Below are 22,011 nucleotides of genomic sequence, written 5' to 3' on the forward strand. Positions count from 1 at the left end.
GTCGAATCCCCAGCGAACGTCGATGCGTAGCGCAGCAACGTCGCCAACGACAACGGCTCGTCCTGCATAGTGCTCAACATCGCAACTCCTTCTTCTTCGATGACTTCCCCACAGAAAGCCAAGTCCCTTTCGGCCACCTTCGGCGTCTACGAAGTGATCGCGTAGAGCAACCCGATCCAACCGACCAGGAATATAGAATCGGCTTGCCGCTAGTGAGCACCGCACACGTCAGCCCACGCTCGAGGTCGGCCCAAGCCACGTCGAATTTGGTGGAGCGGCGGATTTCGGTGTCTGTCATTCGATGCAACTCACGCGGCCTTTGGGATCGCCGACGGTGTTCCTCTTCGATGTTCGTCCGGAATGCCCAGTGCGGCGTCCACGATCGAGGTGGTTCGTCAGCCCAGTAGGGCCTGAGTGGGTGCCGGTGGACCGGAAGTTCTCGTGGCGGGCGATGTTCAGTTGGGTGAGCCGGTCGGCGATTTGGTGGGTGCAGGTCTCGGCGCAGACCTCGCGTGGGCCGCCGATCGTGATCGCCTCGCACAGTTCGGGTTGCCTAGTCGTGCTCGGCCCGGCAGGGCTGGTCGAAGGGTGGATGCGACCTCACACGTACGGCGCAGTACCGAGCAGCTCGATCACCGCACTGAAGTCTTTGTCGCCATGTGTGTGAGCCATCTTGCCGAAGATTGTGGCGGCCTGAGTACCTATCGGCGCCGGCGAGCCCGTCGCGGATATAGCCTCCAGCGCCAGTCCGAGGTCTTTATTCATCAGCACAGTCGAAAACCCGGGAGCGAAGTCATGATTGGACGGCGATTCCGGTACGGGCCCCGGAACGGGGCAATTTGTGTTCGCAGCCCAACAATTTCCGGTCGAGCGGGTTATCACGTCGAAGAATGTCTGTGCCGATAAGCCGAGCCGCTCGGCGAGCAGGAAGGCTTCGGCTACGGCGATTTGCTGCACCGCAAGCACCATATTGTTGCAGATCTTGGCAGCCTGCCCGCAACCCGAGGCCCCACAGTGAATTACTTTGCCTGCCATGCATTCCAGCATCGGCAGTGCCCCTGCCAACACCGATGCAGAGCCGCCAACCATGAATGTCAACGTTCCCGCCACCGCGCCAGCTACCCCACCCGACACCGGTGCGTCGAGATGGTCGAAGCCGTGTTTATTCGCAACTTCATGAACGAATATGGCATCGTCGACAGATATGGTTGAGCTGTCAATAAAGAGCGTCTCCGGCGAAGCCACGGGCAGTATGTCACGATAGCAGCGTTTGACCGCTTCCCCGTTGGGCAGCATCGTTATCACCACATCGCTGTGCTCCACTGCGGCTCGCGCAGCGTCGGAGATCAGTACGCCCCTTTTCGCTGCGCAGGCCGATGCAACTGTCGCAGGGTCGAAACCGCGCACGTTGTAGCCGGACGAGACCAAGCGCGCCGACATCGGTCCACCCATGTTTCCGAGCCCGAGGAACGCGATCGTGGGTTTTGCATCCTTACTCATGATCAATCTCTTTCAGGTACCGCCTGCGATCGAGATAAACACGGAGCGTGCGGCAATTATTTACTGACAGGTCCGATGGTTGAGCGCGTGAACGCGTGCGGCGCACTTACCATAACTGGCTTTGCACCTAGGTTGATGCGCGGGTTTAATCCATAGTCGGAATCACGAATTCAGCACCATCCTTGATTCCGGACGGCCACCGCGATGTCACGGTCTTGACCTTGGTGTAGAACTGGATCGACGCCGGACCGTGCTGGTTGAGGTCGCCGAAGCCTGAGCGCTTCCAGCCGCCGAAGGTGTGATACGCCACCGGCACCGGGATGGGCACGTTCACACCGACCATGCCGACTTGGACCCTGGATACAAAATCACGCGCCGTGTCGCCGTCGCGGGTGAACACCGCGACGCCGTTGCCGTACTCGTGCTCCGACGGAAGCCGCAAGGCCTCTTCATAGTCCTTGGCTCGCACCATGCACAGAACCGGCCCGAAGATCTCGTCGGTGTAGATGGACATGTCTGATGTGACATGGTCGAACAGCGTCGGGCCGATGAAGTAACCGTGCTCCAACTTATCGTCGCCGAATTGGAAGTCGTCCGCACCCCGTACGCGACCGTCGACGACGAGGTCGGCACCGACGGCCACGCCTGCGGCGATGTAATCGCGCACCCGCTCCAGCGCAGCGCTGGTCACCAACGGGCCGTACGTCGTCTTGGGGTCAAGGCTGTGGCCGACTCGCAAGTCCCTTGTCCGCTCAACCAGCCTGGCGCGCAGCCGATCTGCAGTCTGATCACCGACCGGCACCGCGACGCTGACTGCCATGCACCGCTCCCCCGCGCTGCCGTAGCTGGCGCCGATCAACGCGTCGACAGCCTGGTCGAGGTCGGCATCGGGCATGACGATCATATGGTTCTTGGCTCCGCCGAAACATTGCGCGCGCTTTCCGTTGGCCGCGGCACTCGAGTAAATGTACTGCGCGATGCCCGAGCTGCCGACGAAGCCAATCGCCTTGATCTCGGGATGTTCCAGAATGGCGTCCACGGCTTCCTTGTCGCCCTGCACCACCTGCAAGACGCCCGGCGGGAGGCCAGCCTGTTCGAAGAGTTCGCCGAGCCGCAACGGCACCGAAGGGTCGCGTTCGGAAGGCTTGAGTACAAAAGCGTTTCCGCACGCGATTGCAGGTCCTGCCTGCCACAGCGGGATCATCGCAGGGAAGTTGAACGGGGTGATGCCCGCGACGACCCCCAGTGGCTGGCGCAACGAGTAGACGTCGATTCCGCTGCCCGCATTCTCGGTGTACTCACCCTTGAGCAGGTGCGGGATGCCGACGCAGAATTCGATCACCTCGACACCGCGCTGAATGTCACCGAACGAGTCCTCCATTGTCTTACCGTGCTCCATCGACAGCATTCGCGCCAACTCGTCGCGGTTTTGATTGACCAGATCGATGAACCTCATCATCACCCGGGCTCGACGCTGAGGGTTCCAGGCAGCCCATTCCTTCTGCGCCTCGACGGCACCTGCGACGGCGACGGCGACGTCGGCAGGCGAGCCCATCGCCACCTGCGCTTGCGTCTCGCCGGTGTTGGGGTTGACGACGTCGACGGTTCGGGTCGATTGCCCGGCAGTACGCTGTCCATTGATGAAATGTTGAATCTGCGAAATCATGAGTGCTATCCAGGTAGAAGGTTTCAGATGCTGCGGAAGGTCGCGGAGGCCGAGGGGCGCACATCCCGCTAGGGCGCAAACTGCTTGCGTCCCAAGCCGAGAGTGGACATCACGATGCGGTCTTTCGTGGCGTCCGACACGTAGCGGAAAAACAGCAATGCGCCCTTCGCCTGAGCGCCCACAACGTACCGGGCGGCAGGCTTGCGCGAGACCAGCGCTTTGATCACAGCACGCACCACGGCCGCAGGCGGATCGGCCTTTCCCTTTGCCAAAGCCTCGCCTGTCGCCGCGATGGCTCGAGTGTAGATAGCCTTCGCTTCTGGGCTACCCGCGTACGCCGAGTTCTTCTCGGCAGTTGCGAAGAACCCAGTCGCGATGGCCCCAGGCTCGATATAACTGACCGACACACCTTGATATTTGAGCTCCATTCGAAGTGCGGAGCTGATCGAATCCAAGGCGGCTTTCGACGCAGACATCGCTCCATACATCGGTAGCGTCATTCGGCCTGCGGCACCACCGATGTTCACGATCCGGCCGTTCGCCGGCCGCAACATGGGAAGCATGGCCTGGGTCACGGCGACGTGCCCGATGACGTTGACCTCCATTTGGTGGCGCAGCGCGGCAATCGGCACCAGTTCCAGCGGGCCGTTGACGCTGATACCAGCGTTGTTGACCAGACCATAGAGTGGGCCGCCGTTGATGCGGGCGCTGATCTCGTCACGGGCCGCTGCGATCGACTCCGGATCGCATATGTCGAGTTCGATCTGCTGGATTCCGTGACGGCCGCTCAACCGGCCGTCCGGGTTACGCACGCCGGCGTACACAGTAAAGCCTAGCTCTGCCAACCGCGTGACGATGGCGGTTCCTATCCCGCCCGACGCGCCCGTCACAAGAACGTTTTTCATTTCGGTCGACACTTACCGGCTCCTTAAATTCAATATTCACGGCAATATTCCACTACCGCGGCCGTGTTGCATTAATTTCGGGTCGGCCCGGCTGGAGCGGCATCGCCGGCTCCGTCTGTCAAAATAGTGGCGGGCAACGAAGTCAGTCTGGTATGCAACTATCAGCTAGAACACCAGAAGGTTATTCGGGAAGACGCTGAGTAGTTGCCGACACAGGTTGTGATTGTGTGGTCGAATAGGTACCGCGATAGAACAGCAAAGGTCGTTCCTGTGGTATTGCAGGCTCGCGGACAGCGAAGACTCGCCCAACGACGATGTGGTGGTCTCCTGCATTATGGATGGTCTCGATCGTACAGTCGATCCAGGTCAAGGCGTGATCGAGGGCTGGCGATCCGGTGGGTGCGGGCCGCCATGCGACGGATTCGAATCCGCGATCTCCCGCAGTTCCGAAGTGTGCGCTCAGTTTCTCCTGTTCGCGTGAAAGTACGTTCACGCAGAACGATCCGGCCTGCTCGATGTGCAACCAACTGCGCGAGGATCTGCGTGGGCAAAACAATATCAAGGGCGGCTCCAGCGAAACGGACGCAAATGATTGGCAGGTGAATCCATAGGCTTTCCCATTGTGAATGGCCGTGACAACGGTAACTCCCGTGCAGAAATGTCCCAGTGTCTCCCGAAATCGGGCGGGGTCTATGCGGCTGTCAGTGGGAGATACGGTTAGGTGTTCATTGTGACTCACGTACGAACTAGCCCGGCCCGCGGCATGCATGCCTTCCCAGAAGGTCTACATCGAAGTCCGCGGCAATGTCGGCATTTGAGGAGACGAGATGACCTCGTCGAGCGAGGAGCCAAAGCGGCGCGCTGTGCAGCGCCATTGCCGCAGTCGCTGATCCGTGCTTTCGTCGTCATATTTCTCAATTCCTTTGATCGTTCATGACCCTAAGGCGGCCGCCGTAGCGGCGGCCTTCATGAAAGTCCGAGTAAGCCCCACGTCTTTCCCTCTGCGGCGCCGAGAAGCTCTTGCCCGCAGTCCTTGTAGAATGAGTCGCCAACCAGGACATGTTGGGTTACGGCATGTACATCGCGCAGACATCGCTGCAATGCACTGTCACGCAGCGCTGTTCCGCCGCCGACTCGGTAAGACCACGTGGCGACCTGTTCCGCGATGGTCGTGGCATGCAGCAGCGCCAAATGCAGCATCGTCTGGTGGCGGGTCGAGAATGGTTCACCGGCTAGGATCGAGGCTTCCAGGTCCGACCATTGCTCGTAGACGAAAGCACGTGCACTGCGCAGTGCCGCTTCGATTTTCGCGTACGCGGCCTGTACACGTTCGTTGTATGCAGGTGGCGCGAACGGCCCTTTAGCCGAACTCGCGATGACGACGGCTTCGTCGAGCGCGTGCCGCGCAACGCCGAGAGCCGCAGCGGTATGACCCAAGAGAGCCCAGGCCGGGAAGCCGATCATCGCAAAGGGTCCACCGTGCGTGGGCGCGCCGGTCAGGTCGATGCCATTGTCGCCCGGGACAATGACGGATTCGATGGTGTAGTCGACGCTGCCGGTTGCGCGCAGTCCGAGCACATTCCAGTTGCCCGCGGCCTGCACATGGGTCCTGGGCACGAGGAAGACCCGAACCTGGGGTGCGCCGTTGGCGTCGAGCTGAGGGCTGCCGTCTGGTCTCGTGATGAGGCAGGTGCCCAGAATCAAGTCGGCGACATGGAACCCACTGGCATAGGACCAGCGTCCGCTGATTCGGAAGCCTCCCTCAGCCGGCGTGGCCCGCCCGGTAGGCGCTCCCTGACCCGCGATCATGGGTGTTCCCTGTTCACACAATCGGGCAGCCACTGCCGGATCGAGATAAGACAGCATCATGGCCAGACTGTTTGTCACCATGGCGACCCAGCCCGCCGAGCCATCGGCGATCGCGATTGTTTCGAGTATCCGAAGAGCTTCGAGCGGGGGTATTCCGCAACCGCCGTGTTCTTCGGGTGCGCAGAAGTTCAGAAGGCCTGCCGAACGCAGGGCGTCGACAGTGTTGTCATTCAAATGTCCCAGGCTGTCGTTGGCGGGTGCCTCGGCTCGCAACAACTCGGTCAGCGACTCCGCGCGGCCTAGTAGTTCGGCGGCCGAAGTCGGCAGCGCGCCCACTCGTACAGTCGACATCGCAATCACCGTCCGCTGGTCGGCCCGGGCAGCACCGCGCCGGCGAGAAGTTGACGACACAGGGCCACCACAATGTCCGGGTGGGTGACGTGCGGAACGTGCGCTCCGGCAAGCCGATGTACCTCGATGTGCAGCAAATCGGCAAGTCGGTGCGCTCCAGCGGTCAGGTACGACGGGGATTCGGCTCCGATTGCGATAGTCAGCGGGACCTGCGGCTGGAAAGTTTCGGCGGTGAGCTCGGACAGACCGGGGAACTCGGTATTGAAGAGGGTTGCGGCATTACCCAGCATCCGATCTCGCAGTGCGGGTGCGATCGCGTCGTAGACGTCACTGCCCGCGACGAGACGAAGCATCGCTTCCGCCCCGCCTCGATAGTCACCGGCGGCGAGGAACGGGGCAATGGCTTCGAGCATCGGACCGGTCGCGACAGTGGGGTCCTCGAGCAGGAATGCCAGGAACGGCTCGTGCAACACAGCCAGGCGGACGAGGTCCGGCCGCTGTAACGCCAGGTTCAACCCGATCGCTCCGCCTAGGCTATTTGCCCATACCGCAGCCGGTCCTACGTCCAGGAACTCCAGCAGAGCTGCCGCGTCACCCGCCTGTTGGTGCAGCGACGTCGCCGTCCAGCCATCTGGCGCAGGGCTGCGGGAGTTTCCGCGTCGGTCGTAGGTGATCACGGTGTTGGTTTCGGAAAGCGACTCGCTCACCGCTTCCCATCCACCGGCGTCACCGAATGCGCCGGAGATGAACAGGATAGGTGGACCGTCTCCGCGCGTCTCGTAGTGCAGCTCGGTCTCGTTGAGGATGGCCGTGGCTGCCCTGTAGTTGCTTGTCATTCGTGTCCTTTGCCTCATTGCAGTGGATAACTTGGTGCTGATCAAGACGGCACATCATGTGCTGGCTATGTCGGAGACGAAGCCTGATCGGCGAGCTTGCCGCAGTCCGTAGCGGGTAATGCCGCCGATCACCACCCGATACAGCAGTTTCGACGGCGGTAGCCGATATCCCGCCTGTGTGTGGGGTGCGTACGACACCTCATCGGCCCCGGCCTCCGCTTCGAGCCAGCCGGTGTAGAGGCGCTGCTCTTGGCCGAGCGCGGCCTTACTGAACCAGTGCGCTGTCAAACCCGCACGTCGGCCACCACCCGGAACGAGCCCTTGGGGAATATCGAGCGCAATTCCGTGCTCGGTTTGCCGAACTCCACCGACGGGCACCACCATCGGGAAGCCGTCCCCGTCGACCCAGCCGAGCAGCGCGTCAGGTAGCTTCGAGACTCGCCTCACCACCTGGGCGATATCAACCCTGGGACTGGTGCCCTTGCCCGGCGGTTTTTGCGATGCCAGCAGACCAACCGGTGTGGGTACTCCATGCACCACCCTCTCCGTTCGGCACGACAGATCCGACCATGTCGAGACCCGTTCCACCGCCACGCGAATCCCGATGCGCTCCCACTGGTAAGCCTTCATCCACCAACCCCATAGGCCGCGATCTCGCGGTCCCATGAATCGTTCCCAGTTCGCCTCGATCGATTCCAACCACGCTCGGTCCACGTTGGTCGAAAACGAGGCGGTTCCTTGCATCAGCACGTAGTGCGGTTCGTGGGCGTAACCGTGACGTCGGGTGTGGAAGGCGAGCGCGACCCGAGGATTGCGTCGTATCCGCGCGAGCTTGCGCCAGGCCGCCAACGAACTCAGAAGAGTCACTGTGCCATCCGCACGGTCTTGCAGAGCAAAGTTCGTCAGTGGCGTCATCACTACCCCACCCGCCGGCGTGACGCTTGCGAACATGACCACCAAGTCTCCACTCAGGACGGTTTCGACCTCGTCTGTCCAGCTGACAACGCCTGTTTGCCGCTCGCTGGAACCGTCCGAACCACTCATTGAGAGAGCCTCCGATCGCTGTGATGTTGCCAAGAGGATAATTCTCGACAAGGTTGATTGTCAAGACCCACAGTCTCGACAAAGTGGTGTTCACTCGCGCGCTACGCTGACTTGGTGACGAATGAGACATCAGGCGGCACCGACAACGCGCCAGCCTCGACTATGCGACGCCGCCACACCGGACGGCGCCGCAACGAGGAGGCGCGGCAGGCGATTCTGCACTCGGCCATCGCATTGCTGACAGCACCCCACTCATCCACCATCACAATGGATGCGCTGGCGAAAGAAGCAGGTGTCGGTGTTCAAACCATCTACCGATGGTGGCCATCCAAAGCTGCGGTCCTAGCCGATGCGTTGACAAACGACGCCCGCGACCGGATACCGGAAACTGATACAGGTACCACACTAGGAGACCTCACGGCCTTCTTGGCGGCCTCGTTCCGAGCGGCGAACTCGACGCCGGTGTCGCGCGCACTCAGAACACTGATGGCCGCGGCTCAGCACGATCCTCATGCCGCCGAGGTTCTTCGTACCTACACCGCTCAACGTCGATCAGTAGTGCTCGCGATACTCGAGCACGGACAACGGCGCGGCGAACTCACAACCGATGCCAACCTCCCCCTTGTGGTCGACCATGCGTTCGGTTTCATCTGGTATCGACTGCTGGTCGGGCACGCCCCCCTCGACGAGACAGCCGCCGCGGAAGAGGCCACCTATCTGCTCCGGCCAATACTGAATAATCTGCGTGAATGAGATTCGATCAGCCTAGGGGCACGACCCAGTCCGGAAGGCACGCCCCGATGCTCATGCGTGGCATAGGCAACAAAACTGGCGGTACGCGGGCTCGCCAGTCGCGATAATACTCGGGACGCAAGTCGAATACCGGCGGCGGAAGGGCCGTCGGCAGACCCTACCGATTGATGGCGTCAGTGACGGAATACTCCTGCGGGTTGAGGAACTGGGGATCATGCAGGGCCAGCATGTCCCATACCGCTTTGGTCGAAGCTAATTGGTCGCTAGTCCAGTTGTGCCGGTAGTTGGTGTCGTGCAGCTGACCCGTGTCGCAGACACCGTCGGTTGCGATATCTGAATACTGCCCGCGGTGCCTGAGCACTGCCGCTGCACCCCGACCGAGCACAGTCCCTTCTTCACGAAACCCGTCTCATCGACCACCAGCACCCCGTCCGGTGAAGCCAATGCCTCGACCACATACGCGCGGACCTGATCGCGCACCTCGCGCGCCCGGTTCAGCAGATGCCGGCACCCGTCGGGACACTCACCGCCCCCGCCGACCTCGGCCAGCTGTCGTGAGTTCTTCCACTCCGCCAGCGCCAGCAACCCTGCCACATACGCCCTCGCCCACCCTGCGGCTCCGCCCGCCCGAACAACCCCACCAACGCGAGCCAACACATCATCCAGACTCCCTCGCCACACCGAAATATCCTGCGGCACAACGTTATCCAGCAGCAGGCCGCAGAATCTTCGACGGAGAGTGTCAACCGTCCTCGAGCGTTGATATCGACCGGTTGCGACATCATGGCCCCTCCGATCCGGTCGGCACCCAAGGAGTGAGGCTCGTCGAGAAGGGATGGATCACCGGAAAATTTACCGGAACCGACCGTATTGACAAACGTCTTGTCGAGACGTACGGTATTGACAACTCGAATTGACCCGAAGGTGATGCGGACGTTTCACAGAGTTCGCCCGAAGATGCGTCGAAGTGAGGTGGTGAACCATGTATCTGAACGGGGATGCGTCACCAGAGGAGCGACAAGGCGACCATCCCTCTTCGATGGGCGATGTGCCGCTGTTGGATCCAGCACAGCTGTTTCAGGCGATCTCCGGGCGCTTCTCCGGCGTCTTACCATTGTCTGGATGGGCACGGGAACTTGGCGATTTGCATGCCGAATTGATGCGGTTCGAACTCGACCGGGTGCCGCGGCTACGCGACTTCGATAGTGAGCAAGTTCGCGCCAGGATCGATCGAGTCATAGGTGAGATCGATGCATGGGCGGCGGTCCATGTGCCTCGCGCGAAAGGCGCACGGAAGCATACACATTCACTGGGCGAGGTCATCAGTCACATCACAAAAACCTACGCCGAGGCTTGGTGGACAGTACTGCATTCAGTAGATACCGAACTGCGATGCCAGGCTTGGTTCCATCTGGGCGAGGCTCGCGAAGGCTATACCGAAATGGTTAACGAGTTACGGGAAAGGCATCTTCAACTACCGTTGGGGGCGAGTGGAATTCGAAGAGGTCGAATCGGATGTTGAAGGCGCGATCAAGACTACCGCCAGTAACGCAAAGAGCCCATCGACCATCTCAGCAACGAATATGAGAGGCACGTATGGAAAACCCAAATTGATACAGGCTTGGACGACGACTTTCGGGCCGATCAGAAGTCCCAGTTGAATGAGCAGGCAGGCGAAGCCGGATCCATTGGATGCATTTATCTGAGCCTGTTTCAACGATATCCTACTCCGGTTCAGGCCGCCCCGAGGTGCGGATGCTCGGCATCCTCACTCCCTGGCAATGACGCCACGGTAGTTCACAATGGCGTGATCCTCGGGTCGGCAGTGAACTCGAGGTCATTCAGTTCAATGCCGTCGAATGCGACATATGGCCTGCTCTGTCTGCATGCAAGCCCCTCCGCTGGAAGCGGAGTTTCGTCCATCGTCTAACGATTAAGTATTTGGGAATATTTTGTTCCATGATTGAAGTACATTGCTTGATATGCGGAACCGAGTTGTACTCGAAAACGGATCGTCCTCGACATAGTCATGAGTGCTGTTTCTGTTTCACATCGGAGCAACGTGGCATTCGAATGACATCGGAGGATTGGAACGCTGTCGCTGGTTGGCTCGACCCGAGTCGAAACGTGCTCAGGGGGCAAATGGCGGCCGAATAACTGCCTCGACCCTGGCTCAGGGACGATCAGGCGCGCCCTGCTCTCCGGCAAGCTCGGCCGGGTCGTCGTGACGACATCGCCACCGCCGTCCCGGATTCCGAATTTCGTATTCACTATGCTGCCGAACGCCGACTCCGTGGCCGAAGCCCTGCCCCAGGCAGGGGACGGCGTCTTCGATCTCGCCGATGCGGAAGCTGTTGTCATCGATTGCTCGGACTATCGATGTGGACCAGGCCCGCGGACTCCACACGGTTGCCGAATATCGCTCGGTTCGTTTTCTCGATGCGCCGGTTTCCGGAGGAGTCAACGGCGCTATGGCGGGACGCTGACGATCATGGTGGGCGGTGACGAGTCATTCGAATCAGCTCGGCCATCCTCGAGGATTTTGGCAGCTATGTCGTCCATCTAGGCGGTGCCAAACTCGGACAAGCCGCGAAGATCGTCAGCAACATTAGCTTCGGGATTTGTCTCGCCGCCACATGTGAAGGGGTCGTGTTGGCCGAGCAACTGGGGCTGGACTCACCCGCTCGTGCAGCGATAACGGGGCTGCGCGCATCTGGCACCCGGTCGCCGACGTTGTGAACAGCACGCCCAGCGGCCGAGACTTCGCACCCGGATTTATCGCATCCCTCTTGGTCAAGGACCTCACGCTGGCGCTCCGTGCCGGCGACACCGCAGGTAGCCCGCTGAAAATCGCGTGCACAACCCATCGCCTGTCACCGAACACATGAATGCCGACGTCGCGCACCTCGACTGCATCTCCCTTCACCGCCCTACGCGCGGTCGTGACGAGCCGGACCGGCTTGAGGTGCTGCGATGAGACACCTTCTGTCGATCTCAGGCGGCGAGTGCGCGTTGGCGGTTGCTGACGTGGGTTTCTTCGTTGTAGGCGATGCCGCGGGTCAGGCAGTGCCACAGGAAGTCGAGCCACCGGTTGGCCAGCGCGCGCAGGGCACGGTGGTGGAATTTGCCTTTGGCGATCTTGGAGTCGTATAACTCGAGTGCCCATTTGGAGGTGCACAGGCTGCAGAACGCCCATCGATGGACCGCAGCGCCGAGGTAGCGTTGTGCGCGAGTCTGCGGTTGACGACGAATTCGCTGCGTCCGGATCTGCGGGTGACCGGTGCGGTGCCTACGTAGCATTGCAGCGCGTTCGCGGTCATGTATTGCTGGTTGTGGCCCCGATTTCGTCTGCGATCCGGGCGGCGAGGACATGCCCGAGTCCGGGAAGCTCAGGTAGATTTCACCGCCCGGGACGGCTTTTCCGGGATCGGGATCCCTGGGCTGTTTGTCACGACGATAGCGGACATCGCCGAGCAGCAACCCGCTCATGCGCCGTGCCCAGTCTTTACGGTCTTGGCCCAGGACCATCAGCTGGTTAGCGGTCATCGCGATGGTGGTGGCCTTGGCGCGCACCAGATACTCGCGGGCGAGCAACTGCTCGACCGCCAGCGCGCCCAGCACCCGAGCAGCGAAGCGGTCGGGCCATCCGTGTTTCGCGCCACAGGCGAATGCTTCCAGACTGTCACGGTCGAGCTCGGCCAGATCAGCGTTAGTACCGGATACGCCTGTCTCTCATTCGCTGTCAGCGGACGCTGGCCCGGAGCCGTGATCCAGACCGAATATGCGGCGGATTTCTTGTTCATACTGTTCGAAGGGCAGCTTGCGTTTGAGTACCGTGATCGCCTGCGCATCCTTACCAACGACGCGCCGAAAGGTGTCGTCCGATTCGAGAGCTGCCGCGCAAATTGCCTCTACGACCTCGTTGGGGTCCTGCAGGCGCCCAGTGATCATCGTGCGGTCGATGGCCTCCGTCATCCAGGCGAATGTCTCGCGCTCGGGATGGTCGTCGGCGAAGGCGGCGGGATATCTCGCGGCACCAAAGAAGTTGGTGTCGTATGCCCCCGGTTCGATCACCACGACCCTTACCCCGTGTGCCGCCAGCTCCCAGCGCAGCGCTTCGGAAAGTGCCTCTACACCGTGCTTACTAATGCTGTACGCCGACTCGAACGGCGCTCCGACGAGCCCCGCCATGGAACTGATGTTCACCACCGTCCCCGATCGGCGGGCGATCATCGACGGGACGACATATCGAACCATACGAGCTACACCGAGTACGTTCACATCGAAGGTCTGCGTCAGGTCGTTGTCGGAGAACGTCGTCAGCGGCCCTAAGGGACCTCTCTGACCGGCATTGTTGACCAAAGTATCGATTTCGCCTTCGGCGTTGATTTCCTGCAAGGCACTTTCGATGGAGTCCGAATCGGTGACGTCCAAGCGGTGCAGTGACAGGGGTAGATCTTCCTGTTGGGCAGCTCGCGTCAATGGCTCGGCCGCCGTGAGATCACGCATAGTGGCGAATACGCGCTGGCCGCGGCGTGCGAGCTCGAGCGCACTGCGCTGACCGAAGCCGCTACTGCAACCGGTGATGAGAATGTTCGTCATTGGAATGGCTGTCCTTTCGCTGGCTTGCCCAGATAGGAGTTGACTTGACGGCGACGCTTTGTGGTAAGCCGAGCGCCGGCAAAGCGCTCGGCGGATGGATTGGATGCGGCATTGATCTTTAGATGATCAACGTCTGGCCAATAGCCAGCATTAGCTTGCTGCGGCCAAGACCTAGTTAGCCATTGCGACGCCAGAGGATGGCTACACTGCTATCCATCCCGCAGTGATCTCGCCCTAAAGGGGAGTGGCGGGGAAGGTTGGTGACCACCCATGCCGACCGTCCTGACAGGACCGAAAAGCGCGCACCGCCGCACGCAACGGGCACCTGCAACAACGAGTGCGCTATCGACTATTTTGTGCACCATTAAGAGTCCAGATCGAAGGGCCGGCAATGCCAGACAAGAAGATTGTCGCGCAAATTCCTCACACCGCATGTCGTGTTCCTCAACCAGATGAGCATCTGGTCAAGGAACACGATCGGAGGGATGCGCTTCGGTGGGGTTCATCACGACGTCGGCTCGTCTTCCGACCGGCGACCGAGCAGAGCTTCAGACCAGGCCGATCAGACTCCATGCCTTTCCCTCGGCCACGCCGAGCAAAGCTCGTCCGCAAGTCTTTGTAGAAGGCGTCTCCGATCAGGACGTGCTGAGTGGCGGCGTGGATGTCGCGGAGAGATCGTTGCGGAGCGCCCTCGCGCAGAGCGGTGCCGCCGCCTGTCCGATAGGACCATTGTTCTGCTGCATTAGTCGCATTCAGCAGGGTCAGTCGCAGAAGGGTGTGCTGACGTGTGGCGAACTCGTTGCCGGCCTCGACTTCGACCTGGATGTCGGCCCATTGCTCGAAGACGAAAGCGCGAGCACTTCGGAGGCACGCCTCGGCCCAGGAACGGTCTTGCAGACCGAAATTTTTGAGGGGACTCAGCACAACCCCCTCGGCCGGCGTGACGTCGGCAAGCATCACGGCCAAGTCGCCGTTCAGGACCTCCTCGACCAAGTCGGGCCAGTCGCATCCGCCACTTGGCTGAACCGCATTGTTCGTGCCGCTCACTCCCGCACCTCCTCGCAGAATACCGGTACGGTAAGTCTTGACAAATCATGTTGTCAAGACGCATCGTTCTGATAAATTAGAGGATGACAGTGCGCGATACCCGCTCGAATTCGCCAGCCTCAGGAGTTTGCATGCTGCGCCGACTCCAACAGGTAGGCGGGGTGATGAGGCTGGCGCAGGCACCTCGCAGGACCGCGCCAGGCGGTATCCTCAAACGTGACGGAGGCAGCGGATTTGGTACAGCAGACACCGGCCGGAGGTTCCCGTCGGCCCCATACTGGCCGACGCCGCAACGAGGAAGCCCGCCAGGCAGTGTTGCAGGCAATGATGGATCTTCTAATGGCTTCGGACACCACCGCCATCACGATGGAGGCGCTTGCCACAGCCGCCGGGGTCAGCAAGCAGACGATCTATCGCTGGTGGCCGAACAAGGCTTCCGTGGTCGCGGAGGCTTTGAGTGAACGAGCCCGCGCGCGCGTACCGACCGTGGATACCGGAAGCGTTCTCGGCGACATGACTGCGTTCCTGCAAGCCACCTTCAAAGCAGCCAACTCCCGCCCGGTCGCTCGTGCTCTGCGAACACTGCTTGCCGAAGCACAAACCGATTCTGGAGCCGCCGAGATCCTTCACACCTACACTGACGAGCGGCGTCAAGCGTTGGCAGCGTTGCTACAAAGAGGCCAACAGCGAGGGGAACTCGGCGAGGATATCGATCTCCCCTTAATCATCGACCAAGCGTTCGGCTTCGTGTGGTATCGGCTTGCAGTTCGACACGCAACCCTCGACCGCTCCGCCGCGATCGCGCTCTCTGAGAACCTACTGCCGGGAACACACTCTTCTTCACAGACATAGTCGACGACCCATGGAGAGCACTGATCGGAACCATGGATGACCCCGGGGTACCTTCCTTCCCTGAGGACTTGAAAGACAACGGGCTTCAGGTAGCCGTAGAACGCGCCGAATTTCGGGCGGATATGCCGTAGCTGCTTGTTACAGGTGGTCGGTGACGGTAGATGGTTTCGCGGGAGACGCCGAAGGTTTCGGTGATTTGGGCGACAGTGTAGCGGGCGTTTGGCTCAGTGCGCTCGGCCTGCGCCTTTTGGGTGCCTGCGGTGCCGTGTCGGGGCTGCGAAGGTGGTGGGATTTGAACCGTCACGAGTCGGGGACCGCTTCCTCCTAGTGGAAGATGGTTCCCATCATGTCGAAGCGCTACCCCCGAGGTTCGTGAGAAGGCTGTGCGTCTGGCTCTCGAGCGCCTCGATGAGTACGGCACCCCGTATGCCGCTGCGCAGGCAATCGCGCGGTTGGTAGATGTCCATTTCGAGACGCTGCGGATCTGGATCAAGAAGGCGTTGGCCGAGGGCCGAGCGAAGCGGCCGGCGCGGGCCTGTCCGCGACCGAGCGCGAGGAACTGACCGAACCGCGGCGAGAGGTCCGCGACCTCAAGCAGGCCAACGAGATCCTGGAGCTGGCGTCGACTTTCTTCGCGTTGCTGTTGGGGCCCAGCGAGGTTCGCTCGTTTTTCGCTGCCCCGGGCGTTCGAATGCTGGTGGCTTGTCACGATGTGCGGCCCCGCTGGGCCCGGCCAGTGGGGTTCGTGGCTTGATATGAGCGCGTGAACTGCCCAATTGACGCGTACCCGCCCTTACTCGGCTCGTCAGATCTGGATGAACTGCGGAGAGGACGAAAACCGTTGAGCCTGATCGTGATCGGCGTAGATGCTCACAAGCGCAGCCATACCATGGTGGCCGCCGACTGGCGGTGAAGACGATCGGAACGACCAGTGAAGAACATCTCAAGGCCGTGGAGTGGGCCAAACAAGGGTCCGGCGTGAGGTTCGCGCTGGAGGACTGCCGCCATGTCACCCGTCGGTTCGAACGCGATCTGCTGGCCGCGGGATTCGAGGTCGTCCCGGTGCCGACACATCTGATGGCCGCCGCCCGCCAAGGTAGCCGGCAGAAGGGTAAGTCCGACCCGATCGACGCCCTGGCCGTCGCGCATGCCGCGTTGCGCGAACTGGATCTGCCGACCGCGCGCTTGGACGGGCCCGCACGAGAGGTGAAGCTGCTGTCGGACTACCGCCACATCCCGGTCACCGAGCGCACCGACCGTCTGCGCTGGCACCTGCACGAACTCGACCCCGGTCTGGAGATCCCCTCCCGCGGGCTGCGCCGCTACTGCGTAACCCACGACCTCGCGCAACGACTGACCGGCTTCGACGGGCTGGTCGCCCGGCTCGCACGGCAGATGACCGCACGCTGCCGGGAGCTGACCCGACAAGTCAACGATCAGGAAGGCCAACTGCGCGACTGGGTCCGGGCGCTAGCGCGAGCCTGCTCGCCATCCCCGGCTGCGGAGTACTGTCGGCCGCGGTGATCATCGGGGAAACCGCTGGGGCCGGGCGGTTCCGGAACAAGGATGCTTATGCGCGGTTCACCGGGACCGCGCCGATCCCGGTGAAGTCGGGCGCCACCTCGGGCAAGGTGCGCCTCAACCGCGGCGGCAATCACTGGATCAACTGCGCCCTGCACATGATCGCACTCACCCAGACCCGCGGCCTCGGGCCCGGCAAGGACTACGTCGACAAGCTCGTCGGCCGCGGCAAGACCCGCGTCGAGGCCGTGCGATTGCTGCGCCGACGTCTGTCCGACGTGGTCTTCCGTTCCCTGATCACCGACGAGCGAGTCGCCGCACAGACCTGCCCCGCGAATACGGAAACGGTTGTTTTGCAGATGGCTTGACATAGGAGCATCCGGGAACTCGACCCGCGACACCGGTGATCGTCGGGTTCATCGACGAGTACCGCCAGGTCTACGGCGTCGAGTCGATCTGCCGCGCGCTGTCTGCGCACGGAGTCCAGATCGCGCCGCGGACCTACCGCAAAGCCCGCCACCGACCACCCTCGGCCCGCGATGCCACCGACGCCTACCTCGAGAACGCGTTACGAGACCTCGCGGGCAAGCCCGAGCAAATGTACGGCCGCCGCAAGATGACCCGCTACCTGCGCCGCCAAGGCCACGACGTGGCGTTCTGCACCGTCGACCGGATCATGGGCGAACTCGGGCTCAACGGTGTCGTGCGAGGCCGCAAGCATCGCACCACGATCCCGGGCAAGGACGGCGTGCGCGCCACCGACAAGCTCAACCGCGACTTCACCGCCCCCGCTCCGGACCGGGTGTGGGTCGCGGATTTCACCTACGTCTCGACCTGGACCGGATGGGCGTATGTGGCGTTCGTGTTCGACGCTTACTCTCGCGCGATCGTGGGCTGGACCGCCGCGGCCACCAAGACGACAGCGTTGGTGGACAAAGCTCTCAACATGGCGGTGTGGCGGCGCGGCCACTACGGACACCCGGTCGAGCCCGGACTCATATTTCACACCGACGCGGGCAGCCAGGCCGTATTCAATCGGTCGTCGCAACACCGGTTTGTTGGAGCGATCGTAGCTGCTCGGTGAAGGCTTCAGCGGGCGTCTTCCAGCCGAGGCTTTTGCGGGGTCGGGAGTTGAGCGTGTGCGCGATAGCAGCGATGTCTCGAGCACCCCAGCGAGAGAGGTCGGTGCCTTTCGGAAAATATTGGCGCAGAAGGCCATTGGTATTCTCGTTGGTGCCGCGTTGCCATGGGCTCTTCGGATCGGCGAAGTAGACCTCGACGCCGGTGCGGGCGGTGAACCGTGCGTGGTCGGACAATTCCTTGCCCCGGTCCCAGGTCAGCGATCGACGCAGCGGCGGCGGCAGCGGGCGCAGCGTTCGGGTGAGCGCGTCGGTCATGGTCACCGCGCCGTAGCCAGCGAGAGCGGGTCCGTTCTTGGTGCGTGCGATGACACCGTATCCGTCCTCGCGAGGCAGGTGGATCAGCATCGTGAACCGGGTCGTCCGCTCGACCAGGGTGCCGATCGCCGAACGCTGCAACCCGATGATCAGATCGCCTTCCCAATGCCCCGCGACCACCCGCTCGCCGATCTCCGCGGGCCGGTTACCGATGAGCGTCTCGGCGGTCACATGTGCCCACGCTTTCTGCTTGGCGCGTGCGCGCGGGACCCGCAACGCCCGGCCTCGGCGCAGGCAGCCGACGAGTTCGCGTTTGAGCCCGCCCCGAGAATCGACATACAGTGCCTGGTAGATCGCCTCATGACTGATTCGCATTGACTCGTCGTCGGGGAATTCGAGTTTCAGCCGGTTCGAGATCTGCTCCGGGCTCCACGCGTACACCCACGCCCGATCACCGCGATGCGGCTTGTTGCGCCCTTTCCACTCCGGACCGACCGGGCCGGCCACGGCACGTCCATCGGCAGTTCGCACGACCCCGGAGAGCTTGTCTTGCACGTATGCGCGCAGCCGGTCGTTGGCGACCAGTTTGGCGATCTTGGGGCGCCTGGCCCGACGTTCGGCATGCCATTGCGCCGTCGAGGCCTTGTAGTCCAGCCAGTACGAACGGGTCGAGGCGTTGCGACGCAACTCCCGCGAGATCGTCGACGGACTCCGACCGAGCCGACGAGCGATCTCCCGCACTCCCTCGCCCCGAGCCCGCCGCAACGCGATGTCCTCCCGCTCGCCCGAAGATAAATACCGGCCCGAAACAGACTGAGGCAAACGCGGATTCACGCCGCCAGCATGCCGGAACCATCGGAACCCGACCGGCGAGGACACCCCCGCTTCCACCGCCGCGTCCTCGGTCATCACCCCGCGCGCGATCGCCGCCCAGAACCGCACCCGATCCTCACGCCAGGCCACCGTCGGCCGACCCGGCGACGGAATCTGGCCCCGGTACTCACGAACCCGCTTCTGCTGCGGACCAATTCCCACCTCGACACCTCCACGATCGAGGTGTTGCAACGATCAGTTGAATCCGGCTTTGGAGCCGTTCCGTGAATTGGACGTGTCGGTGCTCATCGAGCACGCGCAGGGTGCGGCGATGTCGGCGTTGGTCGCGGAGATGTTCGCCGAGCACCCGCAGGTGATCAGCCGACCGACGGGGGCGGGCGCGTGACCCGCGGTCGAGCGGCCGTGCAACCCGCCGCCGGTTACAGGCCACCGGAACGGTTGTTTCTCGGGCCGGACGAATGCCGTGTACTGTTCTTTCCTGAGCTCGGCGGTGATCCGGTCGAGCTCGACTTCATGGACTTGCCGCTGTCCAAGGAACTGCGCGACTGGTTCGCCACAGCGGCCGCCGGGGCGACCGGGCCGTCGGGACCACGCCGCACCGCGACTTCAGCCAGCGACATCGTGTCGACGTTCCTTCGGTTCGCCCGCTATCTCGCCGGGCTCGACAATCCACCCCAGTCGCCGCATCGACTGCGGGCTGTCCACCTGAATGGCTACATCCTGACCGGCGGCGTGGGCACCACATTGCATCGGGATCTGCCAACGCTGCGTTCGGTGTTTCGATTCGCACCCGACGTCCCTGCGGAGTTCGCCGCGCGGCTGGCCACGGCGCGCGTCGCCAAGGCGGAAGAACGCGAAACCAGCTACACCGAAAAGGAATTCAACCGCATCCTCGGTAACGCGCGCACCCAGCTCCGCGCCTCCGCGACCCGAATCCGCGCCGCGAACAGCCTCCTGGATCAGTGGCGAGCCGGCCAGATCGACCAGGCCACTGATGCGCGGCGCTGGGAGCTGGGGTGGTTGTTGGACTACGTCGACCGCGAAGGTGATGTTCCTCGGGCCGGAGCCGTGGCGCCCAACGCGAAGAAGCCGCATCAGGCGGATGTCGTGAATCGCCATGGCGGGGCCGCAGCCGTGCCGGCGCATCTGTATCCGACTTACATGGAAATCGGTGCCGCGGTCGCGTTGATGATCGGGCTGACCGGACACAACCTCGGCACGATCCGCGCGGCCACCGTCCATCATCACCGCACCGACGCTGAGGCTGGCGGTGCGCCGACGATCCTTGTCGATTGGCTCAAGCCACGTCGCGGACCTCGGCGTGCGGCCATGACCGTACCGTTGCAGGACGTCACTCCCGATGGAGCGCGCCCGACCGGGCGGGACGACCTCACCACACCGTTCGGGCTGTACACGCTGCTGCTGGAGCTCGGCGCCCGCGCCAGGGCCAGGGCCGGCAGCGACAGCCTCTTTGTCGCCTTCACCCCCAAGGGCAACGGCAAGGGACGCGACGTCGCCGGGTTCCGGGTGCAGGTGCCCAAGTCCATCCTGCTGCACTGGGGCGACGCGCTAGAGCTGCCTGCCGACACCCCCGACCCCAGCACGGGTGTCCCAGGCACTCTGCGGGTGAGGTCTCGTCGGCTTCGCCTGACGTTTCTGGAGTTATATCAGCGGCCGGTCGCGCACACCGAGACCACTTTGGTGAACGAGTATCTGGCGCGCAATCGTGGCAACCTCGCCGAATATCAGCAGGTCGTTGCCGATGTGTTGACTGAACAGGTCAGCAAGGCCCGCGCGGCAACGATTCCGGTGTTGTCCGCCGACGATGTCGCGCTGGCACGCATTGACCCGGCAAGCGTCGCTGCCAGGTTCGGCATCTCGACACAGACGGTGACCGAGCTGGTCGACGGCCGACTGGACACAGTGCTGGCCGGGTGCACCAATAACCTCAACAGCCCCTACTCGCACGCCGGAAAGCCTTGCCAGGCATCGTTTCTGATGTGTCTGTCGTGTCCATGCGCGCGGGCGACACCGGCACACCTGCCGGTCCAGGTTCTCGTGCACGACGCCCTGCTCGCCCGCCGGCCCGAGATGACACCGCTGAAATGGGCTCAACGTTTCGCCGAACCCGTGACCCAGCTGGTCGACCTGCTCGACCAGCATTCAACCGCGGCGGTCGCCGACGCCCGCGCGAACGCCACCCGCTTCCACCGATTGCTTGTCGACCGTTTCCTCGCCCGTGGACTGGACATGCCGTGACCACAGCCCTGAATCCTGCCGGCGATGATCTGCCCGACCCCGACACCCTCGTGTTGCTCAACGTACCGCTGAGAAGCAGCACCGACCGGAATGGCTTGTCCCGGTTCGGCGAAGACCGATGGAACCTGAGCCCCGCAGTGCTGCAACACCACACCAAGGCGGTATCGGTCGATTTCCTCCAGGTGCCCGACGAGTTCCGGCTGGCGGTCAAGCACATCGTGTGGCTGCTGCTCAACGACGAGCCCGGCCAGGACGTGAACTATCGATTCACCGCAGCACGGCTGGCGGTGTCCAGCGTCGCGGCGGCCGCTCGGTTCCTGCGCAGTTTCGCCCAGTGGCTGCACGCCCGCAGCATCGTGCAACTCGCAGATGTCACCGACGCCGACCTGGACGCCTACGCCGTCCACGTCCGCGCCGCAGAAATCTCCCACGGCCACCGCGAAGACCTTCTCGCGGCGGTGGCACGGGCGTGGTCGGTGCGCGAGCGCCTGCGCCCCGCCGATCGGCTTCCGCAGGCCCCGCCGTGGAACGGCGACCGCATCCGCGATGTTCTCGGCAATGGCCGAGACGTCGGCGAGAACCGCACGCCGCGAGTGCATCCCGACACGATGACCGCCTTGCTGGCGTGGTCGCTG

Annotated in this window: 21 protein-coding genes; 9 read left to right on the forward strand and 12 right to left on the reverse strand. The window is 62.6% G+C overall.

Annotated elements, in window-relative coordinates; translation table 11 throughout:
• Window positions 1-600 precede the first annotated feature (600 nt).
• The 7 genes from mmsB to ACIA5H_RS29970 all read right to left on the reverse strand — a co-directional run bounded on the left by mmsB (window position 601) and on the right by ACIA5H_RS29970 (window position 8,111).
• Entirely contained in the window at window positions 601-1,500 is a 900-nt protein-coding gene (mmsB, locus tag ACIA5H_RS29940) for a 3-hydroxyisobutyrate dehydrogenase (protein WP_397078897.1), read from the reverse strand.
• Window positions 1,501-1,645: 145 nt separating this feature from the next.
• Window positions 1,646-3,166: a CoA-acylating methylmalonate-semialdehyde dehydrogenase gene (locus ACIA5H_RS29945; RefSeq protein WP_397078899.1), complete on the reverse strand. Its 1,521-nt coding sequence runs from the start codon at window positions 3,164-3,166 to the stop codon at window positions 1,646-1,648.
• A gap of 68 nt (window positions 3,167-3,234) precedes the next feature.
• A complete protein-coding gene (locus tag ACIA5H_RS29950; protein ID WP_364439226.1) occupies window positions 3,235-4,083 on the reverse strand; it encodes an SDR family NAD(P)-dependent oxidoreductase in 849 nt (282 codons plus the stop codon).
• A gap of 169 nt (window positions 4,084-4,252) precedes the next feature.
• Window positions 4,253-4,840, reverse strand: a complete 588-nt coding sequence (gene hsaB, locus ACIA5H_RS29955; RefSeq protein WP_364439229.1) for a 3-hydroxy-9,10-secoandrosta-1,3,5(10)-triene-9,17-dione monooxygenase reductase subunit — start codon at window positions 4,838-4,840, stop codon at window positions 4,253-4,255.
• Window positions 4,841-5,037: 197 nt separating this feature from the next.
• Window positions 5,038-6,216, reverse strand: a complete 1,179-nt coding sequence (locus tag ACIA5H_RS29960) for an acyl-CoA dehydrogenase family protein (protein ID WP_397078902.1) — start codon at window positions 6,214-6,216, stop codon at window positions 5,038-5,040.
• A 20-nt stretch (window positions 6,217-6,236) separates the two neighbouring features.
• Complete coding sequence (locus ACIA5H_RS29965; protein ID WP_364439234.1) at window positions 6,237-7,112, reverse strand: alpha/beta hydrolase; 876 nt, start codon at window positions 7,110-7,112, stop codon at window positions 6,237-6,239.
• Between the two features lie 9 nt (window positions 7,113-7,121).
• The gene (locus ACIA5H_RS29970; protein ID WP_397078905.1) at window positions 7,122-8,111 is read right to left on the reverse strand and encodes a pyridoxamine 5'-phosphate oxidase family protein; all 990 of its coding nucleotides are present in this window, start codon (window positions 8,109-8,111) and stop codon (window positions 7,122-7,124) included.
• A gap of 114 nt (window positions 8,112-8,225) precedes the next feature.
• Between ACIA5H_RS29970 and ACIA5H_RS29975 the strand changes: the two genes are divergently transcribed.
• Window positions 8,226-8,864: a TetR/AcrR family transcriptional regulator gene (locus ACIA5H_RS29975; RefSeq protein WP_364439240.1), complete on the forward strand. Its 639-nt coding sequence runs from the start codon at window positions 8,226-8,228 to the stop codon at window positions 8,862-8,864.
• Window positions 8,865-9,116: 252 nt separating this feature from the next.
• On the opposite strand, the gene ACIA5H_RS29980 is transcribed toward ACIA5H_RS29975, so the two are convergent.
• The gene (locus ACIA5H_RS29980) at window positions 9,117-9,563 is read right to left on the reverse strand and encodes a transposase (protein WP_397078907.1); all 447 of its coding nucleotides are present in this window, start codon (window positions 9,561-9,563) and stop codon (window positions 9,117-9,119) included.
• Window positions 9,564-9,846: 283 nt separating this feature from the next.
• Here ACIA5H_RS29980 and ACIA5H_RS29985 point away from each other — a divergent pair, with 283 nt between their 5' ends.
• Window positions 9,847-10,386: a hypothetical protein gene (locus tag ACIA5H_RS29985; RefSeq protein WP_364439243.1), complete on the forward strand. Its 540-nt coding sequence runs from the start codon at window positions 9,847-9,849 to the stop codon at window positions 10,384-10,386.
• A gap of 820 nt (window positions 10,387-11,206) precedes the next feature.
• A complete protein-coding gene (locus tag ACIA5H_RS29990) occupies window positions 11,207-11,350 on the forward strand; it encodes an NAD(P)-binding domain-containing protein (RefSeq protein WP_364439246.1) in 144 nt (47 codons plus the stop codon).
• Window positions 11,351-11,923: 573 nt separating this feature from the next.
• Here ACIA5H_RS29990 and ACIA5H_RS29995 read toward each other — a convergent pair.
• From ACIA5H_RS29995 to ACIA5H_RS30005, 3 genes are all read right to left on the reverse strand, one after another.
• Complete coding sequence (locus ACIA5H_RS29995) at window positions 11,924-12,184, reverse strand: hypothetical protein (RefSeq protein WP_364439249.1); 261 nt, start codon at window positions 12,182-12,184, stop codon at window positions 11,924-11,926.
• 412 nt (window positions 12,185-12,596) lie between these two features.
• Window positions 12,597-13,466: an SDR family oxidoreductase gene (locus ACIA5H_RS30000; RefSeq protein WP_364439252.1), complete on the reverse strand. Its 870-nt coding sequence runs from the start codon at window positions 13,464-13,466 to the stop codon at window positions 12,597-12,599.
• Window positions 13,467-13,910: 444 nt separating this feature from the next.
• A complete protein-coding gene (locus ACIA5H_RS30005) occupies window positions 13,911-14,423 on the reverse strand; it encodes a hypothetical protein (RefSeq protein ID WP_397079095.1) in 513 nt (170 codons plus the stop codon).
• A gap of 417 nt (window positions 14,424-14,840) precedes the next feature.
• Between ACIA5H_RS30005 and ACIA5H_RS30010 the strand changes: the two genes are divergently transcribed.
• The 4 genes from ACIA5H_RS30010 (at window position 14,841) to ACIA5H_RS30025 (ending at window position 17,970) form a co-directional block, all read left to right on the forward strand.
• Window positions 14,841-15,365 (forward strand): TetR/AcrR family transcriptional regulator C-terminal ligand-binding domain-containing protein, encoded by a 525-nt coding sequence (locus tag ACIA5H_RS30010; protein WP_364439264.1) that lies wholly within the window; start codon window positions 14,841-14,843, stop codon window positions 15,363-15,365.
• Between the two features lie 951 nt (window positions 15,366-16,316).
• Window positions 16,317-16,889: a transposase gene (locus ACIA5H_RS30015; protein ID WP_364439267.1), complete on the forward strand. Its 573-nt coding sequence runs from the start codon at window positions 16,317-16,319 to the stop codon at window positions 16,887-16,889.
• Entirely contained in the window at window positions 16,886-17,254 is a 369-nt protein-coding gene (locus ACIA5H_RS30020; RefSeq protein ID WP_364439255.1) for a transposase, read from the forward strand. Before ACIA5H_RS30015 ends, ACIA5H_RS30020 begins: the two co-directional genes overlap by 4 nt.
• Window positions 17,255-17,289: 35 nt before the next feature.
• Window positions 17,290-17,970, forward strand: a complete 681-nt coding sequence (locus ACIA5H_RS30025; protein ID WP_397078911.1) for an IS3 family transposase — start codon at window positions 17,290-17,292, stop codon at window positions 17,968-17,970.
• Here ACIA5H_RS30025 and ACIA5H_RS30030 read toward each other — a convergent pair.
• Window positions 17,918-19,312, reverse strand: a complete 1,395-nt coding sequence (locus tag ACIA5H_RS30030) for an IS30 family transposase (RefSeq protein WP_397079098.1) — start codon at window positions 19,310-19,312, stop codon at window positions 17,918-17,920. The two genes, ACIA5H_RS30025 and ACIA5H_RS30030, sit on opposite strands and share 53 nt — an antisense overlap.
• Before the next feature lie 43 nt (window positions 19,313-19,355).
• On the opposite strand from ACIA5H_RS30030, the gene ACIA5H_RS30035 reads away from it, so the two are divergent.
• Both ACIA5H_RS30035 and ACIA5H_RS30040 read left to right on the forward strand, forming a co-directional pair.
• On the forward strand, window positions 19,356-19,502 hold the full coding sequence (locus ACIA5H_RS30035; RefSeq protein ID WP_397078913.1) for a hypothetical protein: 147 nt from the start codon (window positions 19,356-19,358) through the stop codon (window positions 19,500-19,502).
• A 17-nt stretch (window positions 19,503-19,519) separates the two neighbouring features.
• Entirely contained in the window at window positions 19,520-21,376 is a 1,857-nt protein-coding gene (locus tag ACIA5H_RS30040) for a hypothetical protein (RefSeq protein ID WP_397078915.1), read from the forward strand.
• The last annotated feature ends 635 nt before the right edge of the window (window positions 21,377-22,011 follow it).

The sequence above is a fragment of the Nocardia sp. NPDC051900 genome, from assembly GCF_044452545.1.
In the GTDB taxonomy this organism is placed as follows: Bacteria; Actinomycetota; Actinomycetes; order Mycobacteriales; family Mycobacteriaceae; genus Nocardia; species Nocardia sichangensis.